We start from the raw sequence: 17,092 nt of genomic DNA, 5'->3' as shown, positions 1-17,092 counted from the left end.
AAGTTCTATCTAACTGCGATCGCCTCATGTCCCCAAAGACTCATACCAACTTCATCGCAGCATTCGAGCCCAATCAAGTCTACGAATCGCTCACAGAGGGTCCCATAACCAGTGATGTTTTTCAGGCGGGTGACTTAGTTTTACCTTCAGGGCGTATTATTGCTTGCGACCCCGGTTGGCTGTGGTGCAAAGACGTTGACCCGTTTAGCAGAACCGTTCCACCAGGGCGCTATCCTGTGTTGCTAAGTGTGGTTGACAGTGGGCGCACTGCCTGTGCGATGGTTAAGTTTTGCTCTGAATCCCCTGTCCGTTGGGAGATGGCTCTGCGTCGAGGTGAGGATTTGGCCGAGTTAAGACGGAATCAGTTTTTTGCCTATGGTGTTGATGCGGGACTGGGATGTTTTGTCGATGCTCAGGTAGTTGAGCGACGTTCTGATGAAGAATTGCAGTGTCTAGTCGAGCGTGCCATTGACCAAAGGATTCAATTGGATGACTGGCTAGCAGCTCAGGAGCTGGTAACTCTATTAACCTACCCATCTCAGCAAATTGTGGATCAGAGTGGCTTCAATCTCACCCTAGACCCCGATATGCACACTTTCAATCTTACCCTAGACCCTGATACTGGGGGCAATACGATCGCATTTGGAAGTGGATACGGGGATGGTAGCTATGCCAGTTATTGGGGGTTCACAGCCGATGATGAACTGGCTTGTTTGGTCACTGATTTCCGGGTACTGCTTGAACACATCACGGAAAATATCGAGATTGAAGTTACAAGCTTCCTAGAAAAATCCATAGAGCATCGTGACTTGGAGCGGCTTGAGATGGCTATAAGACTCAGCGTTCATCGCCCAAGTTGGGTTCAGCTTAGTGATGATTTCCTCAAATCACAACCCAGCAACCCAGATTGCATAGTGGTTTTGGAAGGACAGGGGCGCCAGCCCTGGAGCGTCAATTTAGAGCCGGGCGGTCGATTTTCCGGCTGTCCTATGATGATGATTTCAGAATCGATAGAAGAGGATAGGTGGTACAGAGAATATTGGTTCCATGAGCCGTTGCAAGCCAATGCAGTATTGAAGATCGCACTTAATTCTGAGGTTTATCCACTTCAACCTGTGACAACAAATGCGTGATTGTGCCCAGAATCAATGACTTCCCCAATTTCTCCCGATCGCCGTTTTTTAAAATATAGAATTGCCCTGCTCATCAGTATAATCGTGATTATCCCTTTAGGTTATGCGGTGAGATTTTCTCGCGGCCCTGCACCGGAATGGTTCAACGACTCTTTTGGGAGCATAGCTTATGAGGTATTTTGGATTTTGCTGGTAGTTCTGATCTGGCCGCGATTTTCCCCAATTAGGGCGGCTTTAGCTGTGTGTCTAGCTACCTGCGGAGTAGAGTTTCTCCAACTGTGGACACCTCCGTTTTTACAAGCAATGCGAGCTACTTTACCCGGAAGGCTGATTTTGGGAAATCACTTTAGTTTGTCAGATTTTATCTCTTATTTTGTAGGGAGTTTTTTAGGTTGGTTGTGGGTGCGATGGCTTCATTTCACTTGCTTCCGCTTGTAACTTGTACTGCATTTAAATTGTATATTTCCATGATCAGAGCCAAAATCGTCAAATCCTCTCCCCATCAGCTCCTTTAAGATCCTAGACAATCTAGATGCACAAAAGCTTAATGATATGGTTGCGGTTATTTTCACTCAATTCTAAGCGATCGGGTTAACTTAGAATTGAGAGTTTTTAGGAGTTGAAGTGGGAGCTATATTTCCGCGATCTCGCCACAGCAACAACGGAATGGTTAACGTTCCTAAAATCATCACTGTTCCAGTCATAATCCAAACTAGGACACGATTTGGGCGATAATCACCTCGCTCAATTTGCCAGAAAACTCGATTATAACGCCATGCTGCCAAGGCAATGACCGCAATCCCAAAAACGACCATACTCAGCCCTAAAGTTTCGGAGTTGAAGAAGGGAGGGGAGGAAACTTCTTGCTGAGTCACTGTAGCTTGAAATTGACGCAGAAATAAACTGAACCGAGCGATCGCCAACCCAAAACCAATTAAACCGATTGAAGTTCGTAACCATGCAAGAAACGTGCGTTCATTTGCCTGATGTTCCCGCTGTCGGTCTATTTTAGCACCCTTGTTCATCAACCCTACCTTTATAAAATATCTTAAGCTTTCCCTGGTAAATTATTGTTTCACTTCTGATTGCGGAGGAAAGTATCGGTATTGCGATCGTGATTCATCATTACCAAAAAAGATAGTATCATAGGAATTGCGCTGAAACCGGGTTTTTTCATAAAAAAACTGTGTTATAGCCTTTAATCTGGGTAAACAACCTTCCAGCAATCCGAGTGCGCAAGTCCTAGCTTACAAACCCGGTTTATACAAAAAAATCTTGGTTTGGTAATTAGGAATCTACGAATCAAGGGGGTTTCTGAGGATTAGTGCCTCCAGGGCTTTATTAGTTAGTAAATCGGCAAAAAAGCGATCGCCTTCATCTCTACCAACAGAAAAGAAGAGGACACAGCAATGCTGTGTCCCTACAAATACCGCGGTTAAAACCCAGTTTAAAAAGACTTAGCCGCACCGCCGGACTGAGCCTTTTTCTGCAACCAATCCTGACCCAATCTGATTGTCACGTCCGACTGCAAAGAACCGGTACTCTCAACCAGCACGTCTCCAAAACCCAAAAACTGGCGAATCGCTTGAGCACCTTTAATATCGCCCTGTTGAGCTACTACAGTAGTTACCTCCAACGGTTCGGGCCAAGCTTTATAAACCTGAACATTCCGATAACCTGCTTGAGTCAGAGTATTGACAAAATCTTCAACAGCAGATTCATCTCCGGTACTATCTTGAATCGCCACTTTCAGAAAAGTTGCATCAGCATTCTCAATTGTCCAACTATTCTGACCGAAGTCAAAATGTTCTGACACCAGAGTTTCGATGCCACTTTGATCGGGCAACCAAAAACTCGCCTTGTAGTCCTTAGCATCGCTAAATTTGCCGGGAACCATCAACATCTGCACGCCAGCGCGATCGGTTTGAGTAGCAAAACCAGCCAAAGCCACCAATTCTTCTATACTCAAATTCGTGTCAAGGTGAGACTGAATCACCGACAAAATCTTCGGTAGCCGAGACAGCAAACCTACATTGACTTCCTGTTCTACAAAAGCCCGCATCAACAATTGCTGGCGCTGCACCCGCCCGATATCGCCCAAATCGTCGTGCCGGTAAAGCAAATATTGCACGATTTGTTCGCCGTTGAGTTTCTGCTTGCCAGCCTTTAAATTTATATATAAATGCTGGCTTTCATCGGTATACTTCATGTCCTTAGGGACATTAATAGTAATGCCACCAAGTGCATCTACCAAACTTTTGATGCCTTGAATATTGACCGTGACATAACGGTCAATTCCCACGCCGCCCAAGAGTCCGCTGACTGCCTTCGCTGACGAAGCTGGGCCTCCGTAGTAATTAGCTTCGTTTATTTTCACCTCCCCTCTACCTTCAACATAGGTGCGAGTGTCTCGCGGAATGGAAAGCACGCTTAACTTTTTATTTTGAGGGTCAAACCTAACCAACAGCATAGTATCGGTTAACCCCTTGAAAGAGTTTTGCCAGACCTCGTATCCCTGCTCCCTATCGGCATGGCCGTCGATGTCTGAACTCAGAACTTTAAGTCCTAAAACTAAAATATTAACTGGGCGAGTCAGCTCCGGCATCTTCATGTTGAGCTTTGCCATGTCGCCTTGAGAAAACACCGCCGCTTCTTCAGGGCTCAACTTTTGTTGCTGAAGCGGCGTTGTGGAAAGGGAGACGGCTAGCAACGCTCCGGCTGTGGCTGAGAGCATGGCTACTCCCGCCAAACCAAAACCAAAACCCAGCCAACGGCCTCGATGGGGCTGCTGGGAAGATTTTTTGGTTGCAGGTTGAGCAGTTGATTGTTGGATAGGGTCTTGATTAGGAATTTTTTGAGCTGGCACTGGCTTCCTCACACACAACAAAAATAAAAAAGATAATGGCAATATGTAGTATCAAGCTGAAGACGCAATCAATCAATACGGTAGGGGCTTAAAAGAACCCTAAATTATGATAAATGTTTGCCCACCACTTGCTCCGCTACGCGGCTAATTCCGGGCAACCATAGCGGTTGACGCTTCCAGAGGCGAACCATCAGTCCCAGAGCAACGATGAAATAGCTGGTTGTCAGCAGGCTACTCATTAATAACATGGGAAGTGTCGGAGATTCCGCAGAAATCGCTCCAGCTTCTAAAAGAATATGTCCTAATAGCCAACTAAAAGCAAGGGCAATTGCCAAGCGGCTGATGGCTTTGCGTTCGGGGCTGCCCTGACGGCGGTAAAGAGTCCACAGGGCGGGGAAAAAGCCGATGACTGGGATCATTAATACAAACAGACTTGCACGATCGAGTTCAGGATTTTCTAAGGGATCTGTATTTTTCATCATTTGCTACTCAAAATTTGCAGAAGGTCAGATTTTGCACAAGAGTTATTTGTTAGAGGGAAAATTAATATCCTAAACCAAAATTCCCAGAGCAGGGCTGGTGCGATCGCCAAACTTGTCTGTCAAAGGCAAAATTTTTCGGCACTCCCGAACCCGCGACCGATCGTTGGCAACTTTTCGACCCGGAGACCCGTATTTTGATAAACTGGATACAGCACAGCAGACAGGAGAACAGACTTAGCCATGACCCAATCCCAAAAATCAATCGTTATTGCTCCATCCATATTATCAGCCGATTTTAGCCGTCTCGGAGAAGAGATTCAGGCTGTCGATCGAGCAGGGGCTGACTGGATTCACGTAGATGTGATGGACGGTCGCTTTGTTCCTAATATTACTATCGGGCCGCTGATTGTTGAGGCAATTCGCCCCGTTACTACCAAGGTGATCGATGTCCACTTGATGATTGTGGAGCCGGAGAAGTACGTCGAGGACTTCGCTAAGGCTGGTGCTGACATTATTTCCGTTCACGCGGAACACAATGCTTCGCCTCACTTGCACCGCACCCTCGGCCAAATTCGGGAATTGGGCAAAATGGCTGGTGTGGTTCTGAATCCTTCAACGCCTTTGGAGTTTATCGAGTACGTGCTGGAACTTTGCGATTTGGTGCTGATTATGAGCGTCAATCCCGGCTTTGGCGGTCAAAGTTTTATCCCGGCTGTTTTGCCAAAAATTCGCCAGTTGCGTAAAATGTGCGACGACAAGGGCCTCGATCCTTGGATTGAGGTGGATGGCGGTTTGAAGGGGAACAATACTTGGCAGGTTCTGGAAGCGGGCGCAAATGCGATCGTCGCTGGTTCTGCTGTGTTTAAGGCGAATGATTACGCAGCGGCGATCGAGGGTATCCGCCACAGCAAGCGCCCGACTCCTGAGTTAGCTGCTGTTTAGTTGAAAATGCGATCGTGTCCGTCAAGTTACCAATAGACTTCTCCTCTCAAAGCAGATTTTGAACAGGCAACGAGGGCCTGTTCCACGATAATTATGGGAGAATTCTAATAAAAAAAGTGGTTTGCAGTGAGGACGAATAGTCATTATTAAAAAATGGAAGAGCAAATTCTTCCATTTTTTTGTGGGCGATCGAGCAAAAGTATTGCCCGGATTGTTAACTCAAGCCGTTTTACGATCGCACCCGCAATGTCAGGCGCACTGTATCCCCAATAAAGTGAGGAATGCGCCAGCTAAAGAGGCATTTTTTGATAGTTTTCAGCAACTCCACATCCGCCAAAGTCGAAGCATCAGCATCCACAACTATGCGGCTGGCGCGCACTTTAGTGAAGACAATTTCTAACACCAATTCGCCATTTGTACCGGGCGGCACAGTCAGAGTTGCCAAGTGTTCGTTTAAACTATCGATCGCCACTTCATCCAACCCCGTAGCGCTAACGACTTCTACAGGTGATGTACTCCGCCTGTGCCGCTTTGACTTTGCGCTGGGGGCGCTGGCTAGTGCGGGCAATGGATACACCCGCTTCTGTGAGCGATTAAATGTGATGCCGCGTTCTTGTTTTTGTTCCATCCAGTCTGTGCAGCCATTATCTTCTACATAGCCTGTGCCGCCCAATACGCCCAGATATTCCACCGCTTCCGGCATTTCTACAGGAACGTTCATCGAGATGGATTCCGTACCCGGTTCGACGCGCACATCATCGCTGACAGCCACAAAAGCCGTGTACTGCGACAGAAGCTGATACGTTAGCGCCGTTTCTGTCACTGTTTCCACCCCCACCTTGGTTTCGTACTGCACCATCTGATTCATCAAATCTTTGATGCGGTGCCGCCCCCAAAGCTGGGCAACTGCCGGATTTCCAGGATCGGTAAAGTCGAGTTGGTAGGTTTGGACGTACTGGTGTCCGCCTGCGCTAACCCCTTTAATCTGCAATATTCCAGCTTGGCGATCGCCCTTTTTCCCAAACAGAACCAGCGGTTGTTCAGCAAATAAATCCGGCGCAACTGACGGATAAATTACCGGATTTTCGCCCTCTCCCTGCCAAGTAATTTCCAGATTTACCAACACCGGATTGTTGATTTGCCGGAAAAACTTTTCGACAAATTCCTTAACTGGTTCGTCATGCCGGATAATCCGGGAGATTCCCCGCCCGATTTCCGCAATGCGATCGAGCAAAAAGCGATTGACGGAACTCCCCGCACCGAAACTGTACAGGCGATTCCCCGATTTGAGATGTTGCTGCACTTCGGCGAGAACTTGGTTTTCGTTGCCGATGTAACCGTCGCTGAGGAATACCACAGTTCGCAAGCGCCCGGATGGTGCGGGAAAATCGATCGCCGCCCGAATCCCGCCCAACATTTCCGTAGCGCCTGAAGCGCTGAGTTTGTTGATATATTCGATCGCCTGTTGTCGATTTTCTGCTGTATTCGGTAGCGGTTGTTTTGACAGTTGTCGCACTTTGTCGGAAAAATCCAAAATCGAGAAAGTATCCGCTGGATTCAGCCCGTTAATAAATTGCCGCAACAATGCCTGACATTGCTGCAAAGGCGCACCGGATTGCGAACCGGAAGTATCGACTAAAAAAACGACATCTTTCGGCACGATTTCATCGGTTTTGTACTCGATCGCCGGAATCAAGTAAACTGCAAAATGCCCGCCGCGATCGTCCGCTTGAGTTAATACCGTAGATTGAGTTTCTCGACCCGCAATTTGATAGCGAACAATCAAATCTTTGTTGGAAATTGTATCTTGATTCCCCAATTTAACGCGCACCATTAGCCCATTTTTCGGCTCGTTTGCTAAAGCAGTTTGGGGGGAGTCGAAATATTCTATTTCCAGTTGGTGGGATGGGGAATTGACATTACGAATCGGTACGCCCGCCTCAATTTCTAGCGTCACGCCGATATCGTGTCCCGATCGCATTCCCGGTGGCAAAATCGGGGCATTGAGGCGCGACGCATCGGGGACAATATCGGTATCGGAATTGACTGTCATTGGGGCAGGGGCGCTACCGCTAGCAGCCGTTTCATCCAGCGGCGTACCGGGAATATATCGCGGCCCGACAACCATCGGAAAAATGAATTCGTAATCGCCAGCTAAAAATTTCAAACTGTCAGTGTAGCGAATCGTGACATCGATTGATTCACCCGGTTTGATGTTGGCGAGGGACTGGGTGAAAATATTATCTCGCTCCTGTTCCAGCAAACCCGCAGTCCGCCCTTCTTGTTTGGCTTTTTCGTAAATTTGTTGGGCTTCTTCGCGTTTTTTGATGCTGCCTTTAATGGTGCGATCGCCAATTTTAATTTCCATCTCATCTACCGCTGCTTCCGCAGGTAGCGGGAAAATATAGACTGCTTCTAATGGCTTTGTGAAAGGATTTTCAAATTGCTGCGAGACTTCAACTCGCGATAAATTTCCGGCAATTTTTGCTCGGACTTCTGTATGTTTCAGGGGAAAAATAAGTAGTTCTCCCTCTGGGGAACGCACGTATAATCCACTGGTTCGCTCGGTTGGAGATTTCAAGGATGGCATAAAAGTAGTCCTCCATAAATGATACATCAAAAGGAACTGCAACACGCATCGTCTCGACTGCCTTCATTCTAGCGATTTCGTTTGGGTTTCAGCGCTTGATTTTATTTTATTTTATTTTGTTTTATTTTGTTTTGTTTGCTTTGGATAAAGATTAGAAAGGGAAGCGGGAACGATCGATCGAGAAAAACAACGGATTCCAGTAGGTATCGATCTGTCCTATTAAATAATCGGCTTAGAGAACAGGAATTATGCAAAAAAATCGGTTTTTGGGAAAAATTGTCGCTTTTTCCGAGAAATATTGACGCATAAACCAGGTTTTTTGGTTCTCTAGAGCGTGTTTTCTTGCGTCTTAGAACCTCCCAGTACCCATTAAAAAGAGGGGAGCAAGAGGGTCAAAGTCCCCTTTTTGGATCTCATAGTGAGCTGGGGAAAATGTATCCTGTGTTACAGGGTAATGGGTAATAGGTAATAGGTAACTTGCTCCAAATGACTAACCCATTACCCATTACCTATTACCAGTTCTTAGATCGAGTTATCACCACAGATCCGGGAGAGCCGATTTTTTGTATACGATCGACCAAAAGGACACGGCAATGCCGTGTCCCCAGGGGTATCGATTTAGACCGCTACAAAATCTGCAACATTAATCAGCCCTGTTGACACATTGCTGAGAGTTGCTAACAGTTGACCGGAACTGGTAACTCGGAGCAAAGTAGAATTATTTTCTACAGTAATGCTCAGTTGCGAGAAACTTAAACTGCCTGTCAAGCCGATCGCATCGCGACCATCTTGAAAGTCTAAAATAGTCTCGCGGCCGCTGTCGATACCTAAGATAAATCGATCGTCCCCAGTACCTCCAATCAAAGTATCATTCCCCTCATCTCCAAATAACCAATCGTCCCCAGCACTACCCAGTAAACTGTCTTCGTCCTTGCCGCCATAAAGAGTATCGTTTCCAGCATCACCGTTAACGGTATCCTGACCTTCATTGCCAAACAACAAATCGTTGCCCAAATCACCACACATCTGGTCTTGATCGCCAGCGGAGCCGATCGCCAGAGGGCTGCCAATATCCCCGTACATAGTATCTTCTCCGTCGCCACCACAGAGAGTATCGCTGCCCTCATCCCCAAACAGCACGTCGTTGCCCAAGTCTCCTAATGCCAAATCATCACCCTTGCCGCCACGCACTGTATCGTTTCCATTACCGCCTGAAAGGGAATCTTCGGCTTCTTGCCCGTTGAGGTAATCATCGCCACTGAGGCCAAATAGCAAATCGCGACCTGTAGAATCGATGTCTAAAGGGTTAAGAGTACCACCGTATAATGTGTCGTTACCCTCATCGCCAATTAAAGTATCGCTCTGTTTGTCTCCAAAAATTATGTCGTCATCTTTGCCACCGTAAGCAACATCTTCGTTCTTCCCCCCAAAAATTAAATCATCTTTAGCACCCCCGTTGAGGTAATCATCGCCCTCATTGCCAAACAGCACGTCGCTATCTTTGGCAGAGGGAAGAATGGTTATATTTCCTAGATCAATGCTGAGGTAAGATCCGCCGTAAATATTGTCATTGCCAGTGAAGCCAACCTCCAAGTCGTTACCATTTAAGCCGTTGATATTGTCATTGGTAATCGAACCCTCCAGAAAGTCGTCGCTTTCTGTACCGTTGGTGGTGCTATTTGTTTGGTTGGGGCCGCGAATAGCAGTCGGGCTGGGAAAGGTTATCTGCTTGCAAATGCAATCTTCGTCTTGAGTTTGTGGCGTTGGTGTGGGAGTTTCCGTTGGAGTCGGAGTCGGAGTCGGAGTTTCCGTTGGAGTTGGAGTTGGCGTTTCCGTTGGAGTCGGAGTCGGAGTTTCCGTTGGAGTTGGAGTTGGCGTTTCCGTTGGAGTCGGAGTCGGAGTCGGAGTTTCCGTTGGAGTTGGAGTCGGAGTCGGAGTTGGCGTCGGCGTCGGCGTCGGTGGAGTCGGAGTCGGAGTTTCCGTTGGAGTTGGAGTCGGAGTTTCTGTTGGAGTTGGAGTCGGAGTCGGAGTCGGAGTCGGAGTTTCCGTGGGAGTCGGAGTCGGAGTCGGAGTCGGAGTTTCCGTGGGAGTCGGAGTCGGAGTCGGAGTCGGAGTCGGAGTCGGAGTTTCCGTGGGAGTTGGAGTCGGAGTCGGAGTTTCCGTAGGAGTCGGAGTCGGAGTCGGAGTTTCCGTTGGCGTTGGAGTTGGAGTCGGAGTCGGAGTCGGAGTTTCCGTTGGAGTTGGAGTCGGAGTCGGAGTCGGAGTCGGAGTTTCCGTTGGAGTTTCCGTTGGAGTTGGAGTCGGAGTCGGAGTCGGAGTTTCCGTGGGAGTCGGAGTTGGCGTCGGCGTCGGCGTCGGTGGAGTCGGCGTCGGTGTCGGAGTTGGCGTCGGTGTCGGAGTTGGTGACTCCAAGTCGTCATTTGCGATCGTGCCTATGCCCGTCGCTTTAGTAATAGTCGCATTGACAGCGGTGCTGAGTTTGACGTTAAATGTTTCGTCAGTTTCAAACTTAGAATCGCCGTTGACAGCAACAGTAATAGTTTTTGTCGTTTCCCCGGCATTGAAGGTGACGCTGCCTGTTGCCGCCGTGTAATCGCTATCAGCAGTGTTAGCAGTACCGTCTGACGTGGCGTAATTGACGGTGACGGGCAAGCTATAAGCTGCTGAGAGAGAGGCGGTAAAGGTGGCGCTAGCAGTACCCGTATTGCCCTCGGTAACAACTACATTATCGATCGAGATACTAGGAATATCATCATTGGCGATCGTAGCAGTGGCGGTGCTGGTGGTGACAGTCGAACTTTCCGGCGCTGCGATCGGATTTGGGTTGCTGAGAGTGACGGTAATTGTCTCGTCAGGTTCAACTGCAGTTTCGCCCAAGACATCCACAGCAATAGTTTTAGTTATTTCGTTGGCGGCAAAGGCGATCGTCCCTGTGGCGCTAGTAGCCCCGGCAGCATTGATATTATTGTAGTCTGGGCCGTTGATCGCGGTACCAGCGATCGCATAATTTACTGTACTCGCTACCCCCGTGCCGCCGCTGCGAGTGACGGTGAAAGTGACGGGTTGAGTGCCGGAGTTGCCTTCAATTAAGGAACCTGTGGCTGGAGTTGTGAGTGCGATCGCATAAGCAATCGAGTCATTCGCAGGAATAGTAACGGTAGCGTTAGTGTTGACAGCATCAATCGTGTAATTATTGCCAGCAGCCAAATTCAGGCGCAGCGGTTCTGCCAGTTCAGGAATGGTATCGTCAACAGCAGTGAGGGTGACATCAACAAAAGCTTGTCCGTTGGGAATCGTCACCGTCACGTTAGAAGCCGCAACCGCTACGCTGCCACCCGCAAGGCTGTAATCAGCGGGGACAGCGGTACTGCTGTTATCAATAGCGAGATTAACTGTCAGGTTGCCTAATGTGCTACCAGTGCGGCTAATGCGAAAAGTACCTGCGCTTCCACCTTCAATAGCTGTATTGGTTGGGGCTGCAATGCTGACAATCTGCTGTACTTCAACAGCGCCGATGTCAACAGCAATGCCAGAAGGCCGAGTTAAGCCACGCTGATCCGTAGCAGGTGCGATCGCGCTGTTACCCGCCTCGATCGCGGGGCTACCTGCATTCAGTGCGTGCGTCTGCGTCAGGCCGCCGTTATTTGCCAGTGGTGCTAGATTCGGATTGATGGGAGTGCCAGCAGTGCCTACTAGATCGCCATTAAGACCGTTTGTGAAGCCAGCACCAGCACCGTTGCCAATTAAGTTATTGCCCTCACTTGTAAATGTGCCGTCTACATCGGGGTTTAACGGAGCCGTATTCCCAGCAATGATGGTGTTGCGGACGTTTGCTGTCAAGGTATTGAAGATGCCCCCGCCTTGGTTTGTGGCACTATTGAGAGTAAGAGTGCTACTTCTCAGATCCAGCGTACCGCCATTTCTGATCGCGCCAAAGTTAGTTGCCGTGTTCGCAGAAAACGTACTGTTGGTAATGGTTGCCGCGCCGCTGTTGACAATGCCACCGCCGTTTTGTGCGGCCTGGTTGCCATTGAACGTGCTGCTGGTGACACTTAATGGCTGGGCATCGTTTCTGATCGCACCGCCATCAGCCGCCGAAATGTTGTTAGTGAAAGTGCTGTCAGCAATGCTTAACAGTTCGCCTCCGCCTCGGTGGTAAATCGCGCCGCCACCGTCGGTATTTTGGGAACTATTGCCACTAAACGTGCTGCCAGTAATGTTTACTGTACCGCTATCGATCAGGATGGCACCTCCGCCTTGGCTAGCTGCCGTCGCTGTGTTTTCGGTGAAAGTGCTGCCAACAATGTTTACAATACCGCCACCCTGCCTGATCGCGCCGCCGCCGAAACCGTTGACTGTATTGGCAGTAAAAGTGGAACTCGTGATTGTTACAGTACCGCCGTTATTGAACAGGGCACCGCCTCCTCCAGCGGTGTTGCCTGAAAAGGTAACGTTGGTGAGGTTCAGGGTGACACCGAAGCCGTTAAGAATGCCCCCAGTGCCGTTAGCAAAAGTGAGGTTAGAGATGCTAACAGGGCCGGTATTAGTGTTAAGTATCTGCACTAAGCTGTTGCCACTAACTGTCAAGTTAGCTGCAACAGGGCCGTTCAGACTGACGCTTTCATTAATAGTTGGCAGCGTTGTAGCGAGGGTAATTGTGCCAGTAATGCCAGTCAGGTCAATAGTATCTACGCCTGCGGTAGCATTGGCTTGGTTAATCGCATCTCGCAGCGAGCCTGAGCCGGAGTCGTTGGTGCTGGTGACTCCAAAAAAAACTAAAACGCGATCGTAAGCTGCGATCGCCTCTTGGGTGAATGCCAAAGGTGTCTCAATCGAACCAATTGTTACTTCTAAATCCCAGTCACCGCCTAATGCAGCACTTCCTGTCAGGTTTTTGGAAGCGGCGATGTCTGCACCTGTGAGTTGATTGAGGCGTTGCAAAAACGATCGCCCCGCTATAGGTGGGGCGATTTCTGCCGCCACGTTGCAACCGTACAGGAGGATATCGGCGTTAGGGGCTAAGGCCTTTTTCCACTGCTGAAGTCGATCGCCGTATTCGTCTAGGTTGTCAGAATTTAGCTGAATTGACCCCAGTTGCAAATTTCCTGGCCCGCCGTGAGAAACAATGTGAACAGCGTCCAGATCGCTGTAGCTAGCTAATAACTCTGTAATTTGCTCGACTCCATCCCCCGCCCGATCGAGTATAAATATCTCTTTCCTTGGTTCGGCGCTTGGTGCAAGGCTTTGATAATCTTCAACCGTTGGGTCAATGACAACTATTTGCGTAATTTTTTCCATGATAAATTTTCCTCGTAGATGCAAGGGAAATGGAGCTTAAAAGCGGCGATCCTCTTGCCAAAAGAATTCAAATTAGTATTGACTAATAATTATTTGAATCCACTAGCTAGGTTTGGGAAAGCTGGTAAAAGGCAAGATATAATGCTTAAGTCATAAGCAGCTTAGAGTCTTACTAAGACAACACCTAGAGCAAATTTGTTCCCAAGCGTAAAAATTAGTCAGTAAATATAGCGATCGACTCGATCGCGCATTCGATCCCCGATTTCTTAAAGAAGTCGGGGATCTGTTCTGTTTATTCAGGTGGGCTTACTTATTTGGAGATACTAGCGAGAATGGTTTCCATCTCAGAAAGCTCGACCGCCCCCGAGAAAGTTTGACCGTTCATAATAAAGAAGGGAGTCCCTTGAATGCCCAGTTGTTGAGCGAGTTGCACGTCTTTGGCAATGGCGGCTTCGGCAGCGGGGCTGTTGCGATCGGTGTTGAATTTATCTAATTTTAGATTGAGCTTTTGGGCGATCGATGCGTACAATGGCTCGCCTAACTCTTTCTGCCCTTCAAACAAAGCGCTGTAGTATTCCCAGAATTTGCCCTGCTGTTGGGCTGCCCAAGCTGCTTTAGCTGCTGGCAGCGCTTGAGGGTGAATTGAAGTCAAGGGAAAATGCTTGTAAGCTAAAGTAACTTTGTCCTGGTGTTTTGCCATAAACTGCTTGACAGTATCGTGAGCGCGCGCGCAAAACGGACATTGAAAGTCAGAGAATTCTAAAAGTACAATCTGCTGCGAAGCTGATCCCGTGCTAGGAGCATCCCCGATCGCAGATTTGGGATTAGTTTTCATCTCCTGCAAAAATGATTCCTGCGCTGCTTTGAGAGACTGCTGCTGCTGTTGCTGGTACGCTTGTACCGAATCTAAAATTACTTGCGGGTTTTCGCGGATAATCTGCAAGACTTGCTCTTTCAACTTGGGATCGACTGAATTTCCAGCCGCTGACTGCGCGGGGGAACAACCGATAAATACCAGGCAACCTGCGAGGAGTGCAGCAAAGCAGAAGGCTTGCTGGCTGCGGAGTTTTCGCCAAATAGTGGATAGGTTCATCTTTTATTTCTCATTCACGGCAACACTTAATCCTACATTTAATTTTGCGGAGTGTCAGGTGTACCGCTGTTGACTGCTGTGCAGCTATTTTTAGCTGTGACCAATAATTAGTCATTGGCAATCGGTAATTCGTAGTCGGTAATTGGCAATGGATGTTAATCACCCGAACAGCTAAAAACCCAATAATTAAGATTTAAATCTTCGGGATTTATTATAATATTATTTCCCCTGGAACCACCGCAATCAAAAAGGTTTGTAATGAGGACTTGAGTCCTCCAACAGCCAGTCGATTTTAGATTTTAGATTTTAGATTTTAGATTTAAAAATTGACTCCACAGATGAATCTGGGAGCTGGAAATTAGCTGTAAAATTTTTCGTAAAAATTTTCGCTTGTCAACAGTCAACAGTCAACAGTCAACAGTCAACAGAATCTTATGAGGACTCAAGTCCTCACTAGAAATGCGATCGCGGTTATTTTACAGGACTAGATATAAAAAATAAAAGGACGATCGCCCGGGCGATCGTCCTTTTATTTGCTGCACGTAGTATCACCTTTGAAACTTGTGTGAATCCGAGACTATTTGCGGTTGTTGAGCCATTTAGCCGCAACTATTCCCAAAATACCCGCCACAATTGGATTTCCCAAAAACTTCATCAAACTTGGCTGTTCTGCCAGCACTTCTCGGAAAATATCCGGGTGATTGTGATAGGTAAACGAGGCAAGCTTGGTAACATCGTCAGCATTCATGCGGCTGGCGTGGTGAGTAGAAAGTCCTAGCTGCTTTTCTAATTGGCGATCGTCCAATCCTCTCTTGCCCAAATGCTTGAAGAATTCCCGCGCCACGTCGTCGAGTTCGTTTGGCTTAATTTGGGCGATCGCCTTTTGCAATTCCGGTTCCAACTGAGCCGGCGGGAGGGAGTCGTGATTCAGAGAACGCCCGAATAATTGTTTGCGCTGATCGGGCGAAGTTCTCTGAGCAAAATCGTCAAAATTTTCGTACTCTTCACCGGTTGTCTCCGGCATCGTTTCTCGATTTCCCTGAGCCAAATCTTTCATGATTTGACTCTTGTAATTATCGCTGCTACTCATGGTAAATCTTTTCCTCTCTAGACAACACTTTTGTCTTTATTTGAGATTGTTTCGCATTCAAAAAACTGCGGAATATTAAACCGTCGCGCGGCTTTTATTTAAGCTTTCTAACCAGGTCAAGACTTGTATTCAATTTGATTTGATTGCTGGTCGTACTTAGCCGTCAAAATCAGTTTTTTGTCAGGAGCGTAAACCAAAACACTTACATCCTGATTTGGGAAATTGCGGTGAAAACCTTGTGCTAAAGATTTGGCCAAATCTTTCACTTCAGTAGGGCGGACTTGGGAGGTAATTACCACTCCCAATTTGTTATTGTCGCGCACGTAAGCATCCTGAACCAGACCCTTAGCCGTCTTTGTTACCCATTGACCAAAATCTTGACCGGAAGCGGTATTGCCGCGTTCTAGCTGCGCGTAGTTACCCTGGCTGCCGCCAATTGCTACAGGTACATTAGTCGGTTTTTGGGCTGAAACGCTGGGCGCGCAGGCAGTAGTAACAGCCAGCATTAATACCAAGAGTAGGCCCGCAATTATTTTGCGACTCTGCTGCAATAAACTCACCTTTTTTCCTCCATTCCGAAAAGATTGTGAATAATTGAAAGGGTCAGGTTGCTCGACCCTTTCAATTAGTATTAGGCTTAGTCTAGTTTCTTCTTGAGCTCATCTTTTACATCTTCGACCGCGTGACCAGCTTGAGCTTCTGCCTGCTTGGCTTTGCCTTCTGCTTTATCCTTCGGATCTCCAGTAACATTGCCTAAGGCTTCTTGAGCAGCGCCTTCGATGTTTTTGCCAGTTGCCTTTGCTCTATCTTCAACGCTCATTGGTTTCTCCCTGTCTGTATCTAATCAGACGTTTTTTACTTAATAAACTCATCATAGGTAACTAGGAGCTGCGTTGCACTCTACCTCTAGGAAGAAAGAATGAAGAAAAAATGAAGAGGGAAGATAAAAAAGTTATTTTTCCGTCTTGGACAGACTGCCACTTTCATATTTACCAGTTGTTTTTACCGTTTCTGGTGGCTGCAATGAAGTATTTCTGTGAAAAAACTCGTCGGTCGTCACCCGTGCGTCCAAGACAATTAAAAAAAAATTTAAAATTATAATGTTTTTATTGAATTCTGCTTTGTACCTTCAAAAAGCGAGTGTGGGCAAGACCGCATCTTACCCACACCTACAAAAATCCCTATGAGTTTTAATCTACCTTGTGAGGACATTCTTCATCTATTTTTTGCTGAAGTTCTTCTTTCAACTGTTCCACAGCGTGCATAGTTTGAGCATCTTTTTGTTTGTGATCGCCGAGGGATTTTTCTGTTTCCTCTGCGAGCAATGTTTCCCTGGATTTTGGTAGCGTTACTTGAGTGGCGCTGTCAGTATGGGTCGCGTTTTCTTCAATATTCATTTGTCTTGACCCTATTGTTGGTAAAATTTATTTTTAACAAGGCTAGTTACATTAACCTTATATTTATAATAACGCTAATCGCGAAGCCTTCCCTCTGCCTGAAGATAGATAGGGAATAGATAGTATTTGGTAGTTTTACAGTAAGAAAAATTAGGGAGACTTCCATCTGCCGGAAGAAAGATATGGGAAAGGGATGAGTGC

13 protein-coding genes are annotated in these 17,092 nt (G+C 47.4%); 3 read left to right on the top strand and 10 right to left on the bottom strand.

The window, feature by feature from the left end; translation table 11 throughout:
- Positions 1-26: 26 nt before the first annotated feature.
- A complete protein-coding gene (locus QUA54_RS13340; RefSeq protein WP_333415011.1) occupies positions 27-1,133 on the top strand; it encodes a DUF4241 domain-containing protein in 1,107 nt (368 codons plus the stop codon).
- Positions 1,134-1,148: 15 nt separating this feature from the next.
- Positions 1,149-1,571: a DUF2809 domain-containing protein gene (locus QUA54_RS13335; protein ID WP_333415010.1), complete on the top strand. Its 423-nt coding sequence runs from the start codon at positions 1,149-1,151 to the stop codon at positions 1,569-1,571.
- Positions 1,572-1,729: 158 nt separating this feature from the next.
- Here QUA54_RS13335 and QUA54_RS13330 read toward each other — a convergent pair whose 3' ends face one another.
- The 3 genes from QUA54_RS13330 to QUA54_RS13320 all read right to left on the bottom strand — a co-directional run bounded on the left by QUA54_RS13330 (position 1,730) and on the right by QUA54_RS13320 (position 4,478).
- Positions 1,730-2,158 (bottom strand): DUF202 domain-containing protein, encoded by a 429-nt coding sequence (locus tag QUA54_RS13330; protein WP_333415009.1) that lies wholly within the window; start codon positions 2,156-2,158, stop codon positions 1,730-1,732.
- A gap of 422 nt (positions 2,159-2,580) precedes the next feature.
- The gene (locus tag QUA54_RS13325; RefSeq protein WP_333196355.1) at positions 2,581-3,999 is read right to left on the bottom strand and encodes an LCP family protein; all 1,419 of its coding nucleotides are present in this window, start codon (positions 3,997-3,999) and stop codon (positions 2,581-2,583) included.
- 104 nt (positions 4,000-4,103) lie between these two features.
- On the bottom strand, positions 4,104-4,478 hold the full coding sequence (locus QUA54_RS13320; RefSeq protein WP_172192965.1) for a hypothetical protein: 375 nt from the start codon (positions 4,476-4,478) through the stop codon (positions 4,104-4,106).
- Between the two features lie 243 nt (positions 4,479-4,721).
- Between QUA54_RS13320 and rpe the strand changes: the two genes are divergently transcribed.
- Positions 4,722-5,423, top strand: coding sequence for a ribulose-phosphate 3-epimerase (gene rpe, locus QUA54_RS13315; protein WP_333415008.1), 702 nt, complete (start codon positions 4,722-4,724; stop codon positions 5,421-5,423).
- A gap of 229 nt (positions 5,424-5,652) precedes the next feature.
- Here the strand turns inward: rpe and QUA54_RS13310 are convergent, their stop codons facing one another.
- The 7 genes from QUA54_RS13310 to QUA54_RS13280 all read right to left on the bottom strand — a co-directional run bounded on the left by QUA54_RS13310 (position 5,653) and on the right by QUA54_RS13280 (position 16,891).
- The gene (locus tag QUA54_RS13310; protein WP_333415007.1) at positions 5,653-8,013 is read right to left on the bottom strand and encodes a VIT domain-containing protein; all 2,361 of its coding nucleotides are present in this window, start codon (positions 8,011-8,013) and stop codon (positions 5,653-5,655) included.
- Between the two features lie 618 nt (positions 8,014-8,631).
- Positions 8,632-13,311: a DUF4347 domain-containing protein gene (locus QUA54_RS13305; protein WP_333415006.1), complete on the bottom strand. Its 4,680-nt coding sequence runs from the start codon at positions 13,309-13,311 to the stop codon at positions 8,632-8,634.
- 310 nt (positions 13,312-13,621) lie between these two features.
- Positions 13,622-14,404 (bottom strand): DsbA family protein, encoded by a 783-nt coding sequence (locus QUA54_RS13300; RefSeq protein WP_333415005.1) that lies wholly within the window; start codon positions 14,402-14,404, stop codon positions 13,622-13,624.
- Positions 14,405-14,981: 577 nt separating this feature from the next.
- Complete coding sequence (locus tag QUA54_RS13295) at positions 14,982-15,494, bottom strand: hypothetical protein (RefSeq protein WP_333415004.1); 513 nt, start codon at positions 15,492-15,494, stop codon at positions 14,982-14,984.
- Between the two features lie 116 nt (positions 15,495-15,610).
- Positions 15,611-16,054 (bottom strand): hypothetical protein, encoded by a 444-nt coding sequence (locus QUA54_RS13290; protein WP_333196362.1) that lies wholly within the window; start codon positions 16,052-16,054, stop codon positions 15,611-15,613.
- Positions 16,055-16,131: 77 nt separating this feature from the next.
- Positions 16,132-16,314, bottom strand: a complete 183-nt coding sequence (locus tag QUA54_RS13285) for a CsbD family protein (protein WP_333196364.1) — start codon at positions 16,312-16,314, stop codon at positions 16,132-16,134.
- 370 nt (positions 16,315-16,684) lie between these two features.
- Entirely contained in the window at positions 16,685-16,891 is a 207-nt protein-coding gene (locus QUA54_RS13280; protein WP_333415003.1) for a hypothetical protein, read from the bottom strand.
- Positions 16,892-17,092 lie beyond the last annotated feature (201 nt).

Origin of the sequence: Microcoleus sp. MOSTC5 (genome assembly GCF_036701825.1) — a bacterium.
Classification (GTDB): Bacteria; Cyanobacteriota; Cyanobacteriia; order Cyanobacteriales; family Microcoleaceae; genus Microcoleus; species Microcoleus asticus.
Note: the sequence above shows the minus strand (reverse complement) of the source record. Positions and strands in the feature narration are given on the sequence as shown.